This is a genomic window from Methylocaldum sp. 14B (assembly GCF_002005105.1).
GTDB lineage: Bacteria > Pseudomonadota > Gammaproteobacteria > Methylococcales > Methylococcaceae > Methylocaldum.
Genome location: NZ_MSCV01000035.1, coordinates 27,148 through 45,359 on the forward strand (window position 1 = coordinate 27,148; position 18,212 = coordinate 45,359).

Consider the following 18,212-nt stretch of genomic DNA (forward strand, 5'->3'; position numbering starts at 1 on the left):
TCATTACTCAGTGTCTTGTTGTTGTTCGACAGCGCTGTTGAACCAGTCGGTCACATCGGCTTCGCAACTTGAATCTACCTCCCGCAGCGAAGAAAGGGTCGGCCAACTGTGATTGTTCCATTCGGGTAGCGGATTCGAACCTGCCGGATACATCAGCGGTGGATGTTCGGGCATGCTGCCGAAACTTCCGTACTCGTCTGGATTCCAGTATTGCCACTCAGTCAGCCGCCTAGCCAAGCGCTCCATTACAGGCTGTGTTTCCGTATCGTGAGTCACAAAAGCCACCCGGTTCCTGATCATGTCCTCGATGATTTTGCGCAGCTGCTCCCCCTCCGCCAGTGGAAATGGCGCAGGATGTTCACCTTCTCGCTGCTGTTCACCAAGCTGTCGAACTGCTGCGACAACCAACCCATGCAATGCACGGTCAACAGCAGGCAGACTGAAAGGGGTAACGCTGGTCGGTTCTACTTGGGCGTAAAGTTGCTGGTGATAGCTGCGGAAGCGTTCGTAGTGGCTGCGATCTCTGGGCTTTCCTTGGCCATAGAGCACCACAACCAAGCCCGGCTTGTCCCTGTCTCGTCCAACACGGCTGGAGACTTGGATGTACTGGGAGGTTGTCTTTGGCTGGCCGACGATAGCCATCAGAGACAATCTCGGGATATCGATGCCCACCTCGATGATGTTGGATGCGAGACAGACATCGACCGGTCGGTCACCGGTTGCATCGTCCTTGCTTCGCAGCTTGCCCGTGCCGTAGGGAATTTCCAGCCTTGCCAGTTCCTTGGGGATGTCATCACTGCGGATACGACTGGTCAGTTCCGTGGCAAATGGACTGCGAATCTTTCCATAGTCGATTCCGTGTCGATCAATGATGACGCGCAGATACTCTCGCACATCGGCCACAAACAGCGTGGCTGCGCCACCCAATTCGCGTAGCGAATTGAAGAAGCAGAGCAATGTCCACCATGGGTCACGAGCCGCATCATCGGCATCCATGACGGCCGCATACTGCATCAGCGTAGCGAAAACTCTCGCTTGCGTAGTCTGCAATGACACATGGCCCGGTGCCATTACCCCAGCGTAAAGGCGACCGGGTTTGCTTCGGTCTTCCCTCGCGAAGAAGGAATCTCCGGCTTCCAGTCCAGAAGGAGGAAACAGCACCACGCTGTCGCGAGCATAAAGATGACGGATCTGTTCGCCAGCGCGACTGATGGTGGCCGTCGAGGCGATGATCTTGGGACCAATCCTGCCGATGCCATGCTCGCGGCATAGCCGGTCGATCACCGTTTCATAGGCCCCGACCATGGTACCCAATGGTCCGGAAATGAGGTGAAGTTCGTCCTGGATTACGAGAACAGGTGGTTCCTTGTGGTGCTGCCCGTCTTGTTCGATGCCAAAAAACCTTCGCAATTCCGGCTTCCACGCCAGCATGGCGAACTTGTCCACGGTACCGATCAGCAAGTTGGGTGGGGCCTCTATCATGTCCTCGTCGATAACCATGACTGGAAGTGGCGGGGCAGGTCTCCCGATGGGAGAAGCTTTCTTGCCAAATTCACAGGCACGGTCCGGACAGCGATAGACAACAGTTTTCGATGTGCCGACACCATCTCGCTCATATCCGTTCACTGTGATTGTATTGTCGCCCCTTTGCCTACGCATTCCTTTGGCAGTACTTCGTTCCCATGGTCCAAAGGCGGCACCGCACCATGGACACTTAAGCAGTACGAAAGGGTTCTCTGCTGCTGAATCCTTCTCAAGCCTGCTCAGGGCGCGAATGGCGTCTTGCCGTGTGTTGGGCGTCGTTGCCGTGCCGACCCACAGCCCAAGTCGAAAAGGTTTTTCACCCAAGGTTGGGTCGCGGCGGCGAAGATATTCCATGGCACAGAACAGCAATGCTGCTCGCTGAAACTGCTGTGCTGTGAGCAGGCGCAGGGTATAACGCATGAGAACATCGACTCCACCCGGCTCGCGCCCTGATAGCCTGTTGAAAAGGATTGTGAAGGCCGTTAGGCCAAGGTAAGCTTCAGTCTTGCCTCCGCCCGTAGGAAACCAGATGAGGTCCACGGTTTCGCGGTCTACATGTTCAGGATCGCAGATACCTCGGAGTGACATGAGCAGAAAGGCTATCTGGAAAGGCCGCCAGAATCCTCGGTCGTGGTTGGGGTCAGCCGGGTCAGGATTCTCTATCGGTGACTGCCACTGTCCATTTCCAGTCGGTGCCGGTCGTCGAACCTTGACGCCTGCCCTGAGCTGAGCAATGAGCATGGCATGGTTCGCCAGCCTGAATGCATCACGAGCACGCCTTGCCTGCTCGGTCTCCTCGGACAGCAGGCGAAGGCCATCCTGAATTCTGGACAGACAGGTTCTGCAGCGCCTGATCAGTTCGCCAGCCGTCCGTTTCAGAGCGTCGGGGACTGGAGGCACATTCGGTCGCTCATGCTGCAGCTCATCGATCCAGCCTGCATAGGCATCGACCAGTTCATTCAGTTCTTCTCGGCCGGCATCGTTGGGATCGAGTCCGGCCAGCTTGCGCATGCTGACCTTGATGCGCCGTATGACGCCGTTTTCCCTAAAGACCTCAGGTTCTGCCGTTGTCTGTGGTGTTTCGTGTGCCGGTAGTACGTCGCTCCAGATCTCCCCGGTTCCTTCGAGCGGATTGCCGTGCCAGTCAGCTGCGCACCCGTGGCCAATTGCATATGTCTGGGACTCTCGATAAAGCAGGCGATTGACGGCCTCATCCGAAAGCAGGTCTGCAATAGCTGCGTCACCATGCTCCGGATACGGAATGATCCAGTTGTCACTGGCGACTCCTCTGACACGCAGACCAGACTGGAAGACGCATTGACCGTCCATGCCACTTCCGCCATCCTGCCTCCGATTGATTATAGAAACTGTCACCAATCTCCTGGCGGTGCTCTGCATGTCTCCTGTCCAAGGCCGTGAAACAACCACGACCTCGACGTTCTCGACGCCCGGTAGCCACTTCCGACGATTCACAGTTCCATAACCAAGTAACTCGTCGCGGCTGAACTCCACATACGGGAATTTGCCATTATCATCGAGTAGCGGCACCCGAAACCAGATCGAGCGTTCAAGTTCATTTCCTCCTCGATCTCCCACTTTCACTGTGGCATGCCGATAGGTGGCTGCGGATTGCAGTGAAAATTCGTTAGCCCCCAGCCGACCAACACAAACCAACTCGACCATGAAGCCAGTGACTTCCCGCTCGAGGTCGGCCAGGAAACTCAGACCGATAGCAGACGGGCGAAAGGCATTAGCCAACGTGACATCATAGTCCTCGGACTCATCCGCCTGTCGGTTATTGCGTGCCAGTAACTCCTCGTTTGCATTGAGCAGGACTTCGTCGATTTCCGGTACTCCGGTGCTCTCTTCATGACCCTCTTGCTCATCGTTCGATTCAGCCACCTCGGCTTGCGGTAGACCTGCCGGGTAGAGGATGCCAGCGCCATAACGCTTGTTGGGTGGATCCTGCCAGAGGATCTCTTCACCGTTGATCTGGCTCTTGCGCTTCTTATAGAAATCATCTTTCGTGAGTTTGCACAGATTCGCTGGGTCAAGTCGAATTTCTGGGGCCTTTACCGGATCAGGCCCGACGACTTCAGCGCGCAGTCGCTCAAGCAGCCATGTTCGATTGGCGAGATTTTCTGTCAATGACATTTCACTTTCCTATGCTCAGGGTCAGGCCGGCTTCGAGCATCCGGACGTATTCTTTGCGGCAGGCTTCCTGCATCAGCAGGGTGAGCCTGATTCTGGCTCTGGACATCGCCACATAAAGCAGGGAACGGGATTGCTCATCCAGTCGAACAATATCCGTCACGATGATCGCAGGTGCCTCCAGCCCCTTAAAGGCGTGCACACTGGCATACCGGACACGAGTAACAGGAACATCAGATTCGCGCAGGGGGATGTACCTGCCGGGCTGGTTTGCCGAGTTCTTGTGCGCACAGCTGCGGTCATCGGCATTCAGGGACAGAACTACGATTTCATTCACATGAAAGATCGTGCGCAGTTCGGCCACTGACTGATCCAGCTTCAGACACTGGTCTTCCGCATTACTCCAGAACAGAGGATCGACACTGCTTCCCTCCATTTCATGCAGGAACCGACTGTAACCGGGGGAGACATTGCAGGCAAGCGTCAGGGTCTCCACTATCGGGCCAGCATTTCGACAATTGACGCGCAAGCCAAAGCTGGCGTGATTAGGTGCACGCTGCCTGAGCGCCGCAAGTGCCTCCGCCGAGGCGTCTTTTCCCCCATTTAAATAGATGGCCTGGCGTTCGAAATCGCCAAAGAGCACCCATTGCCCACCGGCCAATCCCCCCTTCACCAACAGATCCAGCACATCGAGATATTCATCAGCCAGGATGTCCTGTGCCTCATCCACCAATAGCAGATCAAACTGGTGCCAGCCTTGGCCATCCGAAAGCAGACAATCAATCACATGAATGGGAAGTTCGTACCTCCAGAAATTCTGGTCGTTGCGAATGCAGGCGTAATCACCCGCCAGCTCGCGCAGCAAACCATGCAGATGGACACAACGCAGATGTCCTTTCTTGCCTTGCACCATGTCTTGGGACAACGACTTCAGCCATTCACCGAGCAGTCTGTTGTAACAGAGAAGAAGAACGTTCTTCCCTTCAGTCACGGCACGTCTTGCCGCCTCGATGGCGAGCAGTGTCTTGCCCGTACCTGCCAATCCCTTGATGATCATTCGGGGGTTTTCCTGCACAGCATCCAGTGCGTCATATTGTTCCTCAGTCAGCCGCAAAAGAGATTCTTCGATACGTTGTATGTCACTGCGGGGCTGAACGACGCACTCGAAATTGCCACGCAGCAAGCCAGTCAGCCGGCGAACCTGCTCGACTGTCGGGCGACTTCGCTGTCGGTCATACCAGCCGCGTCCACCTGGTCCGGAGCCGATATGGCGGTGAGCCTTTTCAATGACACCAGAAATGATCTCCGAGATTGGCTTGCGTCCCAAGGTTCGAAGGTCAATCACCTGCCAAGGATGCCATTCGGGCGATTCTTCATTGAAACGAATGCGCGTGAAGGCAACAGCGGACCAATAGAGCAGGCCCGTCAGAGACGGATCTCGTTTCTGGATATAATCGCGCATAGAGTGCATGGCGCGCGATGCTTGCCGGAAGGGACCTTCGACGGATGTTCCGTAGGGATAGACCCACAGGCCATCTTTCCGGGAGACGTCACAGCCCTTCACCTCCAGACAGAGAGCCCCCAGCCCCGGCGCGAGAATGACCATGTCAATCTCTCCTTCGGCCTTGGTCCGGTGTCGCCGCAACTCGAGAGAATGCAGGACGACCCAACCCTCGGTTCCGGGATCATCTCTGAGCTTGTTGAAGAGGATTGCTTCACCAGCCGGTGCATCGGATGGGATGTCCGGTGGGATCATCCTTGCCATCGCCCACCTCGCATGGGTCTCAGCTGCATGACGCAAGAAGACGGAACCCATGAACACCGGTCATCTACAGCCGCCACCTGGCTGATCCGAACGCTGATGCGGTTATCCAGGCCGAGGATTTGGCCTTCAGAAAGAGATGAATGCCGTTTCAGAGCATCCGCTATCTGTCTGGTCAGTTCCTGACGCAGGCTTGCACCGGCACGATGGCGAATGCCCCGAACCTCCTGGAGCGTCCTCCAGTGATTCTCGACAAACTCATCGAAATCCAGGGGGGCCGCGAGCATGCCCTGTCGGACCAGTACTGAAAGCAGCACCCGCAATTCATTTCGGCTTCCAGGACCATAGACCGATCCATTGGCCCAGTTGCGGATACTCTGAGCCAGTGACAAGCCACAAGCACCATCTGCCTGCATGATCGCGGCGAGCTGCTCGGGGCTACTTGTCAGCAGGAATCTCTCAAGCGCCGGTCGCCAGTCGCATGACTCTTCCAGCTTCTGGTCGAATCCAGCCCTTGCCGAAACCAGGTCGAGCAACTTTCCTGTGTCATTCGGCTGCATGACCACACAGTCACCTTCGCAGACTTCATCAACTGCGATACTTGCCAGATACTTTTCATCTTCGGTCGCGTCATCACGCCAGACAAGCAACTGGTTTTCTGTCGGGACAAACAGTCCCTGTCCATCCATGAGCAGTACGTAACGCGATTTGACCTGATTCGGGGTGGGTGATCGTTGACCATCGTGTGACATATCCCAGAGAGCCTCGCTCATTTCCCTATCGGTATCCTGATCATCGGCGCTTTCAAGAGCGGAGATGTCATTGCTGGAAACAAGGATACGGCTTTTGGTCAGTCGGCCCCTGAAGATGGAACTGTCCGGTGGGGTGAGGCGGTCTCTAAGCGAAAATCGTTCTCCTGGGTATAGCAGCACTTCGATTTCCCGGATGCGGCCCATATGGAAAATCTCTGTGTGGATGCGGTTTGAAAGGTAGTGACACGTGCCCGGAATAATGAGCATGTCGAATACGTTTTCCAGAAGTTGCTTGCGGGATTCGATGACTGTGATACCGGAGGGCATTTCAAAAGCCCCTACTTCCGTCGCAGCTACTCCCACTCTTCCTCCGCCAGCCATCACGACGAGAAGCCCAATTTTTTTGTTGTCTAAAATGCCGATCCCTCTTAAACGGTCAGTTATCCAGTGACTCTTCGGATTCTCCGGCCGGGACAGTAGCCGGTGAATGCTCCTTTCAAGGCTTGTCGCACCGTCGATAAGACTCGGGATGCATAAAGCAGCCTGCCTGAATGCATCAAGCTGTTCAGCAAGTGCAAGTTCGGTACTGTCAAATGGCAGAAGAGTAAACAGGATATGAGTACGCAATCGCCATAGTTTTCGCACGAGCTCTACCTGACTTGGATTGCGCCGGTCAAACTGGCCAAAAAGGTCTCGGCACGCATCCAGTACCCCAGAAACCGGGTGACAGGGAAGATGAATTTTCCGGATGTTCAGAGCAGTGGCATTTCTGAACCGGTGAACAGTCTGCTGGAGAAGACTATACCCCATGTAAGTCATTCGTCAGGAAGGACAAAGGCTGCAAGCTCGACGCTTGGTGGGAAGCGAGCCGGTAGATCCTTTAGCATCTCGCATGAAGGGTGCCGTGCAGCATTTTGCGCTTCCAGCAACAGGTTATGGATCTCCGGAGAATACTCGCCTCGATCCAGCAATATCAGAATGTTGCCGGTGTTGATCTCTCTGATCTGATCAAATGCATTCTTTCCATCGAGAATGCTCACGGGCGCTGCCAGATCTATTGGCTTGTGCGGCGAGGTGATGCGCAGCTTTGCCAAACTCCTGTCTTTGGAGCTGGACATACAAAGGACATCGTGGAAGTCTGAAAAGGGCGAGTCGCCCGCGGTCAAGCCTAGATTATCAATTGCGGTAGCGAATCTGGCTTGGCTGGTTACCACGCATGCTTCCGCACCTGCTGTCCATAACCACCGTGGGTCTGTTTTCAGGCCAAGACCTTGCTGGAAGCTCTGTGCCGAACCAATTGCGAACATGCCTCGCTGGGTAGGAAGACATTCTTGGCTGAACAGGTATTGAGCGAATCTCTGCTTTGAGAAGTACCAGACAGCATTCACATCCCTCCGTCGCCCTTTCCTGATTCTTACTGGCACAAGATCATCACTCTGGTTTTCCAGAATTACGCCCTCGTATCGTGCTCTTTCGTTGGGGATACCCCAGAATATCGCGCTTCCTGCCGGCAGGTTCCTCAGATCCTCCCAAGTTAAACCACAGGTGAATTGCTGCGATCCGGCGAGAAGGCACCCCAGCGCTGCGAATGCGGCAGCAAGATCACGCGCTGGCAGCACTGCGACTGTGAGCAGACGTGCATTGTCAAGTTGCCACTTCCTGCACCACCAACCCAGCCATATCTCCGCTTTGGCCCAAGCCGGAATCGGTAACCTTCTTCCGTCATCGAGCAAGAAAATCTGATGGCGAATGCCCATGGATTCAGGAAAATCCATCGCTCCCTAGCGCTTGATGCTTGTTCTTTATGTGTTATCCAGCAGGAGCGAAGCCCTCACTTTCCAGCCGCTCGCTTACCTTCATCAGGCAGGCTGCCTGTAATGGAGTCGGGATCCAGCCTGTCCTAGAGGCATTTCGGACCAGATCGGCTTCCTTTCCGTAAAGTGGCGAATTATGTCGCGCCCAACTGGCCAAATTTGTCCAATAACCGGTGCCGCGCTCAATTACCGCCGATACGGCATATATGCCCGAATCAAGCTTCCCCTGACAGGCTTTTTCCCTGCTGATATTTCTTGCCTCATCGGGCGATATGAGTTCCCTGGATAGTGCCTCGCACAATCTCACTGGTAAATCGAGCACCTTTTGCCAGCATTCTTTCTTCTTGCACCATTCCGTAATATTCATTTGGGCGATGGGAGGGCTGGTAATGGCATCAACAACTGCCTTTGCAATTTCCTCAAGCTGACCCTTCAGTGCATCGGTTAGTCCCTGCTGTGCCCATATGGTTTTGAAGTCAAGCGCGTACCCCGGCTTCTGCAATTCGATCATGCTTGCCAGCTTGGCAATCGAATAGGTGACGATATTTGCCCTGTATCCGCCTTCATACCAGCCAGCTGCACTGACAAGTTTCTCGACTGCTCTGAATAGGATGGCACGCGCGACCACCTCCTTGAAGTAGACGTCATTGTCGAAGACATGACCGTCTTCACCCCATGCCTTGCCGATATGCTCGGCAAAAGCAGTAAAGTTCTTCTGGGCTCCTGTGCTGACAACATGGGGAAGTTGTCGCCACGAGTTCTCGAATTTTGCTAGGTCAGTCTTGACGATTAGTTGTGAGCGAGGGTTTGTTCTCTGAAACTCCTTTTTCCGAGCTTGGGTCAGACTCGAGTGAGCATTCTGATACTGGCCACGCGCCCGCTCATAAAACCAATATGTGTGATACTGCGCCCCTTCAGCCGCAGGCGCAGGAATACGACGAGAGAGGCGCTCCATAGCTCGATGATAAGGATGATTGGAAAAGAAATCGGCGTCACTGACCTTGTTTTGCTTGTTGGAGAACATCGCGATGCTCTGGATCATGTCGTCCAGCTTCTCGGTGTCCCTAGCAGTCACCACTGACAGTTTCATCTGAACGTGAATCTCGCTCAGATCGGCATTCCCTTTCCGTCGTGCCACATACAACGAAGCTGTTGTCTGACCACCGTTCACGATCTGAAAGTACCTAGCCGAAACCAGTCTGTGCCCTTGCGCAGTTTCTACTATCTCTGCAGAAGTAGCTGTTGCAGATATTCCGTTGTTATAAACAAAGAACCGTTCTGGCTCCTTCAGGATAGTGCCCTGAATTCCCTTGTTGATCTTGCCGGTAGCACTAAGAAAGGACCTGACATTGCCCTCCAGCAATTTGCTACCGTAGTTGTCATAAAGTTCGGCCAGCGCATTACCTGGGATCACTGCAAGATAACCTTGATAGTCTTCTCCCTTGCTTGCCGGAAGACAGGGAAGCCCCCCTGGTACGAACTCCGTAAAATCGATCTCAAGCTCCTCAGTCCCAAAAGTGGACAAGGATACAGTGTGGAGCCTGCCGATGTCCCAGATATGATATTCAACAGGTAGACCATCGATTTCGCCTTGAGTGAGATCTTTCAATCGGCCACTCAGGTGTGCATCAGTAAACAGGTAGAATCTGTAACGCGTCAGCGCCGGGTGCTTGTCGGAAAGCATGCCTGCGAGTTCCAGGCCATCTTCCATGCCGGAAGGAGTGTTGCTCCAGATTCGACCGGATAAGGAATCCTCAACAAAAGCCTGTAACTGACCGAACAGGGATTCTGCCCGAGTACGAGTAATTACTTCCCGCTGAATACCGCCAGAAAAATCCGCAACAACAAGTCGGACGGAATCATCCGATTCATCAAACTCATAGCCGTCGACTCTTAATTTGCGGTTCTTAGATCCAGTACCAAAAAAATGGCTGGGAATGAAATCATGGAATTCCTCTGCCTGAGTCAGGCGTTCGCCAACCTCACAGACGAAGGCGAAGCATCGATCTGCCTCCGTCGGCTCGTCAGGCAAACGAACCTGTATCGCGCTCAGCAGATCTTCGCTGAAATCGTCCAGGTCCATTCTCTCCCCCATATTTGTTAACTAGTCCCCACCAAATTCATGTACATGTATGTTACATAATTATTCTAGATGAGTATTCTCGCCACATGATGGCAACTCATATCCCTTCTCAACCGGCCTTTGTGTTCCAACTGTGGAACATCGAAGGCAAGAATTTAGCGGTTGAGTGCGTCAAGGTCGTGTAAATTCCGAGGGCGAACTCCGGCTCGGTTGTACGCTGGTTTACACGAGCAGTGGCGCCAAATCGGCGTTGCTCGACAGGTTTTCATCATGTGCTTGGGCAAATAGCGGTGTTGCAACTGCCACTCTTCAATTCTGCTCCAATCGAAAATAGTTGAACCGGAGCAGCGGTTCAACTATTCCGTGAGCACCGCCCTGATCAGGCTGCCGATTCCGGCCTCATTCGCGAAGATGCCAATCACGTTGACCCGCCGCCGCACTTCCTGTTTTAAGTCGCTTCAGGATATTCGTGGAGTGAATCTTGATCATGTGAGCGCCCGGGAACTCCAGAGGGGGCAGCACATCGGCTTCCACCTGATCCATCAGGTCCGCAGCTTTCGGGAAAAGAGGACGCAGTTGATCCGCGAGCTGTCCATGCCAGTCGAGTCCTCTCCATGGTGGGCCGGACGAACACCTCGTGCACCAAGGTGCCGACCAGCGATTGGCTTACTTTGGACAAACAGGCCAAGCGGTTGCACAGGAAGTAGACCCGCCGTGTGACCTAACCACTCCAGATATGCATGCTGCCTTCTCGTTCTTTCATCGATGTCTCCCGGGTCAAATTGAAAGTCGCAATCTCAACCTTACCGGAATTTGATGGCCACCCATCTTGTGCTCACAATTTATACTGCCTCAGTGGGCTCTCCGCTTGGGGGCAGCGAGAATTTGCGTAACTCGGTTAGGCACGACGTTCTGCCAACGGAAAGCCGGGGTAAAATTCTATAAAAATAGGCGGAGTTTCACACAGCAAGGGACGGGGGTTAAACCCCTGCATCGCCCATCATCATTAAGGGATGATTAACCAAAATCACCGAGCTCTCGCATTTTTAGTCCTCCGTTGGCTCGAGATTCTTGCAACAAAAACGAAATAAGAAAAACTTAACGATGCCAGTAAATCGCATACCCGTTGTTGACCTGTTTGCCGGTCCCGGAGGATTGAGCGAAGGTTTTTCGTCCTTAACTGACGCGGGTGGAGAGCCGTTATTCGATGTTCGAGTTTCGATCGAAAAGGATCCACACGCCTTTGAAACACTCAAACTGCGTTCCTTTTTCAGGGCCTTTCCGAGCGGATCGGTTCCAGACTGTTATTACGATTACATCAGGGGAAGTATAGGAAAAGAGGATCTGACCACCAATAAATTGGTCAAGGAGGAATGGCTGCGGTCCGGGTATGAGGCTCGCTGTGCCACGTTGGGAGAAATCTCTCCTAAGATTGTCAACGATTGGATTCGGGAAGCGATTGGCAACCAAGATCCATGGGTGCTGATCGGTGGTCCGCCCTGCCAAGCATATTCCGTGGTTGGGCGTGCTCGCATGCGCAGGGGAGATCCTCATGCATTCGAAAACGACAAGCGCCATTTTCTGTATCAGGAGTACCTCAGAATCATAAAGGAGTTCAAACCAGCCGTTTTCGTTATGGAAAACGTCAAAGGGATTCTCTCATCAAAGCACGGGGGCTCGCCGATATTCGACAGGATTCTTGATGACCTGTCCCATCCAGAAAAGGATCTCGAATACGAAATCCGGTCTTTCGTACGGGAAAATGGTAACAGCAAACCAAGCGACTTTGTTATCGAAGCTGAATGGTACGGAATCCCCCAAAGGAGGCATCGGGTCGTTCTCTTCGGGGTGCGTCAGGATTATGCTGCAAGACAACATCACCCTCTGGTTAGGCGTACTGCTGTTGTTCCTATCGAAGCTGCCTTATCCGGCATGCCCGAGATCCGAAGCCGTTTGTCGATCAGATCTCGCAAGACCGATTCATTCGAGAACTGGCTTCAGACTCTCAAGGACGCACCCAGCACTTTAGAACGATGGCAAGACCCGCGTCGATCCGAGATTGAGGAGCTTATGGTCGAGGCCATTCAACAGGCCCAATTCATCGAATCCAGCGGTGCTGGATTTATTGAAAACTCGGCATGGTCGGACCGACATATGCCTGCGGAGCTAAGTCATCTGATTAGGGATTCGCGATTGGGCGGGGTATGTCAGCACGAAGCCCGAAGCCACATGCCAAGTGACTTGCATCGTTACCTGTTTGCGGCCTGCTATGCAGAAATCCACAAAAAATCCCCTACACTTGCTCAATTCCCTTTAGATCTATGGCCGGAACACAAAAACGTCAACGCGGAAGAGGTTCCCTTTGACGATCGGTTCCGAGTCCAGTGTCGGGGAATACCGGCCACGACCGTAGTGTCCCATATTGCAAAGGATGGGCATTACTACATTCACCCTGACCCATGCCAGTGCCGCAGCTTGACTATACGCGAAGCTGCTCGATTGCAAACTTTTCCAGACAATTATTTCTTCGAAGGCCCAAAGAAACATCAGTACACTCAGGTTGGCAATGCGGTACCACCGTATCTTGCGAAACAGATAGCCGATGTCGTCGCTGGATTTCTCGCCGCCCCAGCGAAAAAGGACATTACAGCAGCCCCTGTGCTCCATCGATCGAGAAGTATCAGAGAGGAGTGCCTGGCAATTCCCTGAACGATTCGTTGCCCAGAATCCACGCTTTCAGTTCGTCACCAAGTTGCAAGACATGTTCTTTCGACTTGGTAACACATTCCCAGATGATGAGAACCCTCCAACCATTGTTGAGCAAACATCCAATGTTCTGCCGATCGCGCTCAAGATTGCCACTCAGCTTTTCTCGCCAGAACTGTTCATTTGATGCTGGCATTTTCGATAATTTACAGCCCGGATGCTGATGCCAAAAGCATCCGTGGACGAAGATTACAGCTTTATACTTTGGCAACACAACGTCAGGACTACCGGGCAGATCGCGTCTATGCAAGCGAAACCTGAAGCCGTTGAGGTGCAACAAAGATCGGATAAGCCTCTCTGGTCGGGTATTCTTGCCCTTGATGCCTGACATCATCCGGCTTCGAGCTTGTGGTGAGACAATATCCATCGACTAGGTGTTTACCGAATAATTGTCCTGTCTTAGTAGGAGCGCATTAAGCGGCTGAAAATTTCTTTCCTTATCATCAGGCTTAGACCCTCGGATCTATCAAGGAATTATGCTCGAAAGTTGTGGATGGGGTGTGAGGTCGGCGGCGTATTCTTGATGGTCTTCGAGGTCATCAATTCCTACAAGAGGAGCGAATACGCCATGAGTGAAGATAAGATCATTCCGCTGAAGAATCCAGGGGCACCGACGCCGGTGGCGGATGCCTTGACGGAGTTGTTACGGGAAGGCGCCCGGCGAATGTTGGCGGCGGCGATCGAAGCGGAGGTGGCGGCCTTCCTGGAGCGATCCAAGAATGACCGCCAAAAGCAACGCTAACCACCAGGGCAGCATCGCGGCCAACTCCACCAAATCGTCAAAAGTACTATTACGGCGCCGTCCCGCATTGTTGACTCCATTTTCCTTGAAGAATGAGTTGTTGATGTTTCTTTCAGGGAATTTTAGTCGTTTCCGGATGCAGCGATCGTGTGACGGTTTCAATCAGTCACTGAGTAAGCTGCCGGCAGATAGCAAGTTTCACGGAAGGCGTCAAAGACAATGAAGATCAGGGATTGTCATTGCATTGGATGCAGCTGAAATCTTGTCCTCCTTAAATTTGAATATAGCTTCGAAATGCCCGCGAACGGCAAGGCGGATCTTGGAGTTTTCACCATGAAGCTTCCGATCTTTGGATGGTTCACGCACCGGTCGCCAACTGCTCCGGCTGAGCTGTCGCCTGAACCAACTGATCGCCAGCCGGCTGGTGCTTTGCCGGTCTTGTCTCCCCGAGAGTTGCTGCTCAGTCGCCGGCAGCATGTCAACCTTATCGAGGAGTTGGCGGGCGTAACTCGGCATCATTTCCAGGCCTACTACGTCGCTGCCATCAACCGATTTGCCGAATTCGTACAGCAGCTTCCCGCCTCGGAAGCTCACCACCATGCCTATGCCGGCGGCATGCTCGATCATGGATTGGAGGTCGCTGCGATTGCGTTGAAGCTGCGGCAAGCCTATCTGTTGCCGCCCGACGCTGTGCCGGAGGATATAAACCACAAGCGCGATTTGTGGACCTATGCCGTTTTCACGGCGGCCTTGCTGCACGACCTGGCGAAACCGGCCGTCGACCAGGTCGTTACGGTGTTCGACGAACGCGGCAAAGACTTCGGGCAGTGGGACCCCTGGATCGGCAGTCTGACGGACGATCCCCATGCTCGGTGGTATCGCACTGCATTCGTGCCGAAGCGGCAGTACCGATTGCATGAAAAAGCGTCGCTGCTACTGGTGAACCGAATCATCCCGGCTGAGGGCTTGGCTTGGCTCGCCGGCGACCGGGGGGCATTTTCGGCCTGGCTTTCCTGCATCGGCGGAGACCTGGCGGAGGCCGGCGTAATGGGCGAGATCGTCAATAAGGCCGATGGTGAATCGGTGGCGCGGAATCTGGGGGCGGAGCCGGGGCAGCGAGTAACGTCCAGCTCCGTCGTTCCGTTGCATGAAAAGCTGCTCACCGCCTTGCGGTTTCTGATCGAGGAAAAGGAGCTGCCGCTCAACCGAAACGGCGCAGCCGGATGGCGAGTCGGTGACGATCTCTGGATGGTCAGCAAGCGCGCCGTCGATGCCATACGTTTGCATCTCGTGCAATCCGGACACGCCGGCATTCCGACTCAGAACGACCGTATCTTCGATGTGTTGCAGGAACACGGCGTTCTGCTGACGTGCAACGATCGCGCGGTTTGGCGTGCGATGGTCAATGGCGATGGTTGGGCGCATGAGTTGACGCTGATTCGAATTCCGGTTTCCCGGCTTTGGCCGAGTCGGGATCGCTGGCCCGACGAATTCCAGGGGACCGTTACGCCGGTTTCTCCGCCTCAATGCCAGGTGCCGGTGCAGGTGGATAAAACGCTGGAAGGCGGGGTTTCCGGCGAGCCTCGATCCACCCCGGCCCCCGAGATTCTGGAATACGTGACTACCCAGATGAATGCCAGCCTCAACACACCCGGCCATTCAGCCGATCATCAGAACTCCGAGGTAAAGTCACCTTTATCTTCCGCTTCTCCTGATGATCTTGGTGAAGCCTTCCTATCTTGGCTGGCTGCGGGAATTGCCAGCAAAAAGCTGGATTACAACAATTCGGGCACCCGGATTCATGTCGTACCGGAAGGCGTGTTACTGGTCAGTCCCGGTTTATTTCAGGATTACATAAAGGAGCCCGACGTATCTGATACTCCCTGGGACAAAGTGCAGAAACGTTTCCTGAAGCTGGGCTTGCACGAACGAACCGCGAACGGCATGAACGTCCATCGCTATATTGTGACCGGACAGAACCGTTCGACGATGATCAACGGGATTCTGGTACGGGACGTGGGACGAATCTTCAGGACCACCAATCCCCAGCCGAACCCGCATTTACGGCGAGCGTCTTAACGAATCTACTGTGTGGATTGAATGATGTGCGGTCGATTTGCGCTGATCAGTTCGCCGGACATCCTCGCCGAGTTTTTCCGCCTTAATCCACCGGCCGGGAAAGTGTCACATTTTCGACAATAAGCACGCATCTCAGGAAAGCCACTGGCTGTAACGTTTCGTTCACAATCTTATCCACGGACTTTTCCACCCGAACTGTGGATAAACGGATGCAAATCCGAGGCTCTTGCCTTCCTCACTTTTTTATGTCAAATGGTTGCGCGAAGTCTGGGCGAGTGGACGTGAGGATAACTGAGTCAGAAACGCCGAGCTTACATTTGCCGAACTGGCCCGGATTCGAGGTCCCATAACCGAAGTTTACCGATCCGGCATAGAAGGAGGCTGGGATGAACGAGATGGCCACAGTGGTTGGAATCATTGTTGTTGCAGGACTGTATTTCGCCGCTTGGCGATTGAGCCGTGGCCGGACTGAATCCATTGTCTGGCGCATTCTGACCTATATCGGCTGGTCACTTGCCCTGATCGGCGCTACGTTGGTCGTCAAGGACTGGTGGGATCTACACATCCTTTACCAAGGGCTCGCCGAGTCGGTCGGGTCGACCGGAGCCCGCGATTTCATGGCGCAATACCATATCGGTTTCCCGCGAACCAATGGGGTCGGCACGATTGGTATCTATCTACTCCTGGTATCGGCGGTGCTGGCTGTTGTGGCGTTCGTGCGTGCAATTTGGATTTGCGGTCCGAAAAGAGCGATGGCAGCCGCCCAGCATGCATTTCATTCGCCTGTCATCAGGCGATTGGGCTGGCTCGGCTATGGCTTGAGCTACGTACTGTTTGCCGCGATTGGCTTATTTGCCATGCTTCTCAGAAAATCGCCGAACATGAATATAGAGAAAGAACAATCGATGTTCGGTGTTTACAACTACAGAAAAGGGAAATTAGATGATGGACTTGATCCATTCGGTTGGTATGAAGATTAAAGGCTTATTTTCCGCGTGAGATTAGCGAGCTAAAGCCCCGCGTTGATATGTTGCTGGCCATTCTTGCCCCTCTGTCTGCTCCGCTTGCAGCAGGATCAATAGTGTTTTTTACAGCAGCATTGAGTCCGTTACCGAGCTGATACCCCGCCCACCCCAGCAGCATAAACCACACCAGCGGGATTACCACGAACGTCAGTCCGGCGGCCAGGTTGGCCACCAGGGTCGCCGTGCCGAGTTCCACGTCGTACTGATATTTCCACCACTCCAGTCCCAGCGCCCGAATCATGTTGGTGTCGAGCCAGGTCGCCAGCGACCAGATCGCGGTGCAGAACTTCAGGGCGAACAGTACGATCGATAGAAACAGCATCGTGCCGAGCGAGAAGCTGGAGAAGACCAGCACGAACGGCAGCAGCAGGTAGATGGCCATCAGGATGAATGATTGGCCGATGGGTGCGGCCTGGCGGAGCGCGTAGAGTTTCGGTTGCCAGGTCAGATACTCGAAGGTGAGGCCGGCGCCGGATACGGTGCCCGTCAGTTCGTTGGTGAATTGGCTCCAGATCGAAGGGGTCGAGCCGTCGCTTCGATTTGCCGGAGCGGCAAGCTGTCCCCGTTCCTGCTCGAACAGCTTGCGGATCAGGGCATCTTCGACGGAAGTAGCTGTTTCCGTCGGGTTGGTGGCGCGAGCATCGGCAACGCTCTGGGTCAGCACGTCCGGATCGATCGTCGCTAACAGGCGCCTTCGGAGACCATTCACGCCGTCCTGCCACCACGTTTTGCATTCCGGTCGGCCGTTGATCGGGATGAAGCCTGCCTGGTATTCGGTATCCCGCGCCGCATCATACGAAAACCCCGGAATCTCCTCGCTCGCCCTGAGCGCCAGATTCAGGTTGCCGTTGCCATAGTATCCATTCGTGTCCTGAAAGTACCGCGAGCCCATCCAGTCGATGTCGTCCGGCGGATAGCCCGCGGGCAGCGCGTCATGCCGGGCCAGGAATTTCGACCGCGCCGGCAGCCAGCAGTCGTTCGCGAATAGCTGAACCTGCCTTCGGAGTTCCGGATCCTGGATGCGGGTGTTGTCGAGCCGGTAATCCAGGGTGCGGATGTCCGCCGTACAGGGAACGCTGGCGATCACCGCCTCGTTGATCCCGCTGGCGATGGCCAGGACGCCATACCACCAGACCGGCACGACCGCGGTCTGGCCGCCGATGGCGGCGAAGGCCTGGTCGTAGGTCGTCCGGGTGTTGGCACCGGTGACGGACGGACCGCCGCAGGGCGTGGTGTGTCCCAGGTCGCCGATTTTTAGCGTGATCATCGGCGCGCCGGCCAGCGCGGCCACGGTGAACATGGCGATAAGGTCCATCTCCATCATCCGGATCGAGGTTTCGGCCGCGCCGTTGGCACCTTGGGCGACATAGGGCTTGGCGAAGTTCTTCACCACCAGCCCAATGAAAGGCAGATACACCAGCCCGGTATCGGTCAGCGTCTCCCATATCCGGTCGTAGAGCATCCAGCCCAGGACACTGGTGTAAATCTCGATGGCCGAGCCCACATCCATTGCC

The 18,212-nt window shown here is 54.5% G+C and carries 11 protein-coding genes; 4 read left to right on the forward strand and 7 right to left on the reverse strand.

Annotation, left to right across the window (positions count from 1 at the left end):
- Positions 1–3: 3 nt before the first annotated feature.
- The 5 genes from B2A78_RS20805 to B2A78_RS20825 are packed head-to-tail and all read right to left on the reverse strand — an operon-like array spanning position 4 to position 10,086.
- Complete coding sequence (locus tag B2A78_RS20805; protein ID WP_077731973.1) at positions 4–3,678, reverse strand: helicase-related protein; 3,675 nt, start codon at positions 3,676–3,678, stop codon at positions 4–6.
- A gap of 1 nt (position 3,679) precedes the next feature.
- The gene (locus tag B2A78_RS20810; RefSeq protein ID WP_168175495.1) at positions 3,680–5,440 is read right to left on the reverse strand and encodes an ATP-binding domain-containing protein; all 1,761 of its coding nucleotides are present in this window, start codon (positions 5,438–5,440) and stop codon (positions 3,680–3,682) included.
- Positions 5,428–6,999: a hypothetical protein gene (locus B2A78_RS20815; RefSeq protein ID WP_143735255.1), complete on the reverse strand. Its 1,572-nt coding sequence runs from the start codon at positions 6,997–6,999 to the stop codon at positions 5,428–5,430. Before B2A78_RS20815 ends, B2A78_RS20810 begins: the two co-directional genes overlap by 13 nt.
- Before the next feature lie 5 nt (positions 7,000–7,004).
- Positions 7,005–7,964: a hypothetical protein gene (locus tag B2A78_RS20820; RefSeq protein WP_077731976.1), complete on the reverse strand. Its 960-nt coding sequence runs from the start codon at positions 7,962–7,964 to the stop codon at positions 7,005–7,007.
- 34 nt (positions 7,965–7,998) lie between these two features.
- Positions 7,999–10,086 (reverse strand): AIPR family protein, encoded by a 2,088-nt coding sequence (locus tag B2A78_RS20825; protein WP_168175496.1) that lies wholly within the window; start codon positions 10,084–10,086, stop codon positions 7,999–8,001.
- Between the two features lie 1,071 nt (positions 10,087–11,157).
- Here B2A78_RS20825 and B2A78_RS20830 point away from each other — a divergent pair.
- Positions 11,158–12,795 (forward strand): DNA cytosine methyltransferase, encoded by a 1,638-nt coding sequence (locus tag B2A78_RS20830; protein ID WP_205780858.1) that lies wholly within the window; start codon positions 11,158–11,160, stop codon positions 12,793–12,795.
- On the opposite strand, the gene vsr is transcribed toward B2A78_RS20830, so the two are convergent.
- The gene (vsr, locus tag B2A78_RS20835; protein WP_077731979.1) at positions 12,767–13,219 is read right to left on the reverse strand and encodes a DNA mismatch endonuclease Vsr; all 453 of its coding nucleotides are present in this window, start codon (positions 13,217–13,219) and stop codon (positions 12,767–12,769) included. The two genes, B2A78_RS20830 and vsr, sit on opposite strands and share 29 nt — an antisense overlap.
- A gap of 201 nt (positions 13,220–13,420) precedes the next feature.
- Between vsr and B2A78_RS26200 the strand changes: the two genes are divergently transcribed.
- From B2A78_RS26200 to B2A78_RS20850, 3 genes are all read left to right on the forward strand, one after another.
- The gene (locus tag B2A78_RS26200) at positions 13,421–13,594 is read left to right on the forward strand and encodes a hypothetical protein (protein WP_168175497.1); all 174 of its coding nucleotides are present in this window, start codon (positions 13,421–13,423) and stop codon (positions 13,592–13,594) included.
- A 333-nt stretch (positions 13,595–13,927) separates the two neighbouring features.
- Positions 13,928–15,673 carry a MobH family relaxase gene (gene mobH, locus B2A78_RS20845; protein WP_168175498.1) on the forward strand — a complete coding sequence of 582 codons (1,746 nt, stop codon included), beginning with the start codon at positions 13,928–13,930 and terminating at the stop codon, positions 15,671–15,673.
- 386 nt (positions 15,674–16,059) lie between these two features.
- A complete protein-coding gene (locus B2A78_RS20850) occupies positions 16,060–16,653 on the forward strand; it encodes a hypothetical protein (RefSeq protein ID WP_077731982.1) in 594 nt (197 codons plus the stop codon).
- A 4-nt stretch (positions 16,654–16,657) separates the two neighbouring features.
- Here the strand turns inward: B2A78_RS20850 and B2A78_RS20855 are convergent, their stop codons facing one another.
- On the reverse strand, positions 16,658–18,208 hold the full coding sequence (locus B2A78_RS20855; RefSeq protein WP_077731983.1) for a conjugal transfer protein TraG N-terminal domain-containing protein: 1,551 nt from the start codon (positions 18,206–18,208) through the stop codon (positions 16,658–16,660).
- Positions 18,209–18,212 lie beyond the last annotated feature (4 nt).

Excerpts from the sequence above, each read along its gene's own strand:
- mobH (WP_168175498.1), top strand. The coding sequence starts at position 13,928 with ATGAAGCTTCCGATCTTTGGATGGTTCACGCACCGGTCGCCAACTGCT.
- B2A78_RS20815 (WP_143735255.1), bottom strand. The coding sequence starts at position 6,999 with ATGGGGTATAGTCTTCTCCAGCAGACTGTTCACCGGTTCAGAAATGCC.
- B2A78_RS20850 (WP_077731982.1), top strand. The coding sequence starts at position 16,060 with ATGAACGAGATGGCCACAGTGGTTGGAATCATTGTTGTTGCAGGACTG.
- B2A78_RS20825 (WP_168175496.1), bottom strand. The coding sequence starts at position 10,086 with ATGGACCTGGACGATTTCAGCGAAGATCTGCTGAGCGCGATACAGGTT.
- B2A78_RS20820 (WP_077731976.1), bottom strand. The coding sequence starts at position 7,964 with ATGGATTTTCCTGAATCCATGGGCATTCGCCATCAGATTTTCTTGCTC.
- B2A78_RS20810 (WP_168175495.1), bottom strand. The coding sequence starts at position 5,440 with ATGGCAAGGATGATCCCACCGGACATCCCATCCGATGCACCGGCTGGT.
- B2A78_RS26200 (WP_168175497.1), top strand. The coding sequence starts at position 13,421 with ATGAGTGAAGATAAGATCATTCCGCTGAAGAATCCAGGGGCACCGACG.
- B2A78_RS20855 (WP_077731983.1), bottom strand. The coding sequence starts at position 18,208 with ATGGATGTGGGCTCGGCCATCGAGATTTACACCAGTGTCCTGGGCTGG.
- B2A78_RS20805 (WP_077731973.1), bottom strand. The coding sequence starts at position 3,678 with ATGTCATTGACAGAAAATCTCGCCAATCGAACATGGCTGCTTGAGCGA.
- vsr (WP_077731979.1), bottom strand. The coding sequence starts at position 13,219 with ATGGATATTGTCTCACCACAAGCTCGAAGCCGGATGATGTCAGGCATC.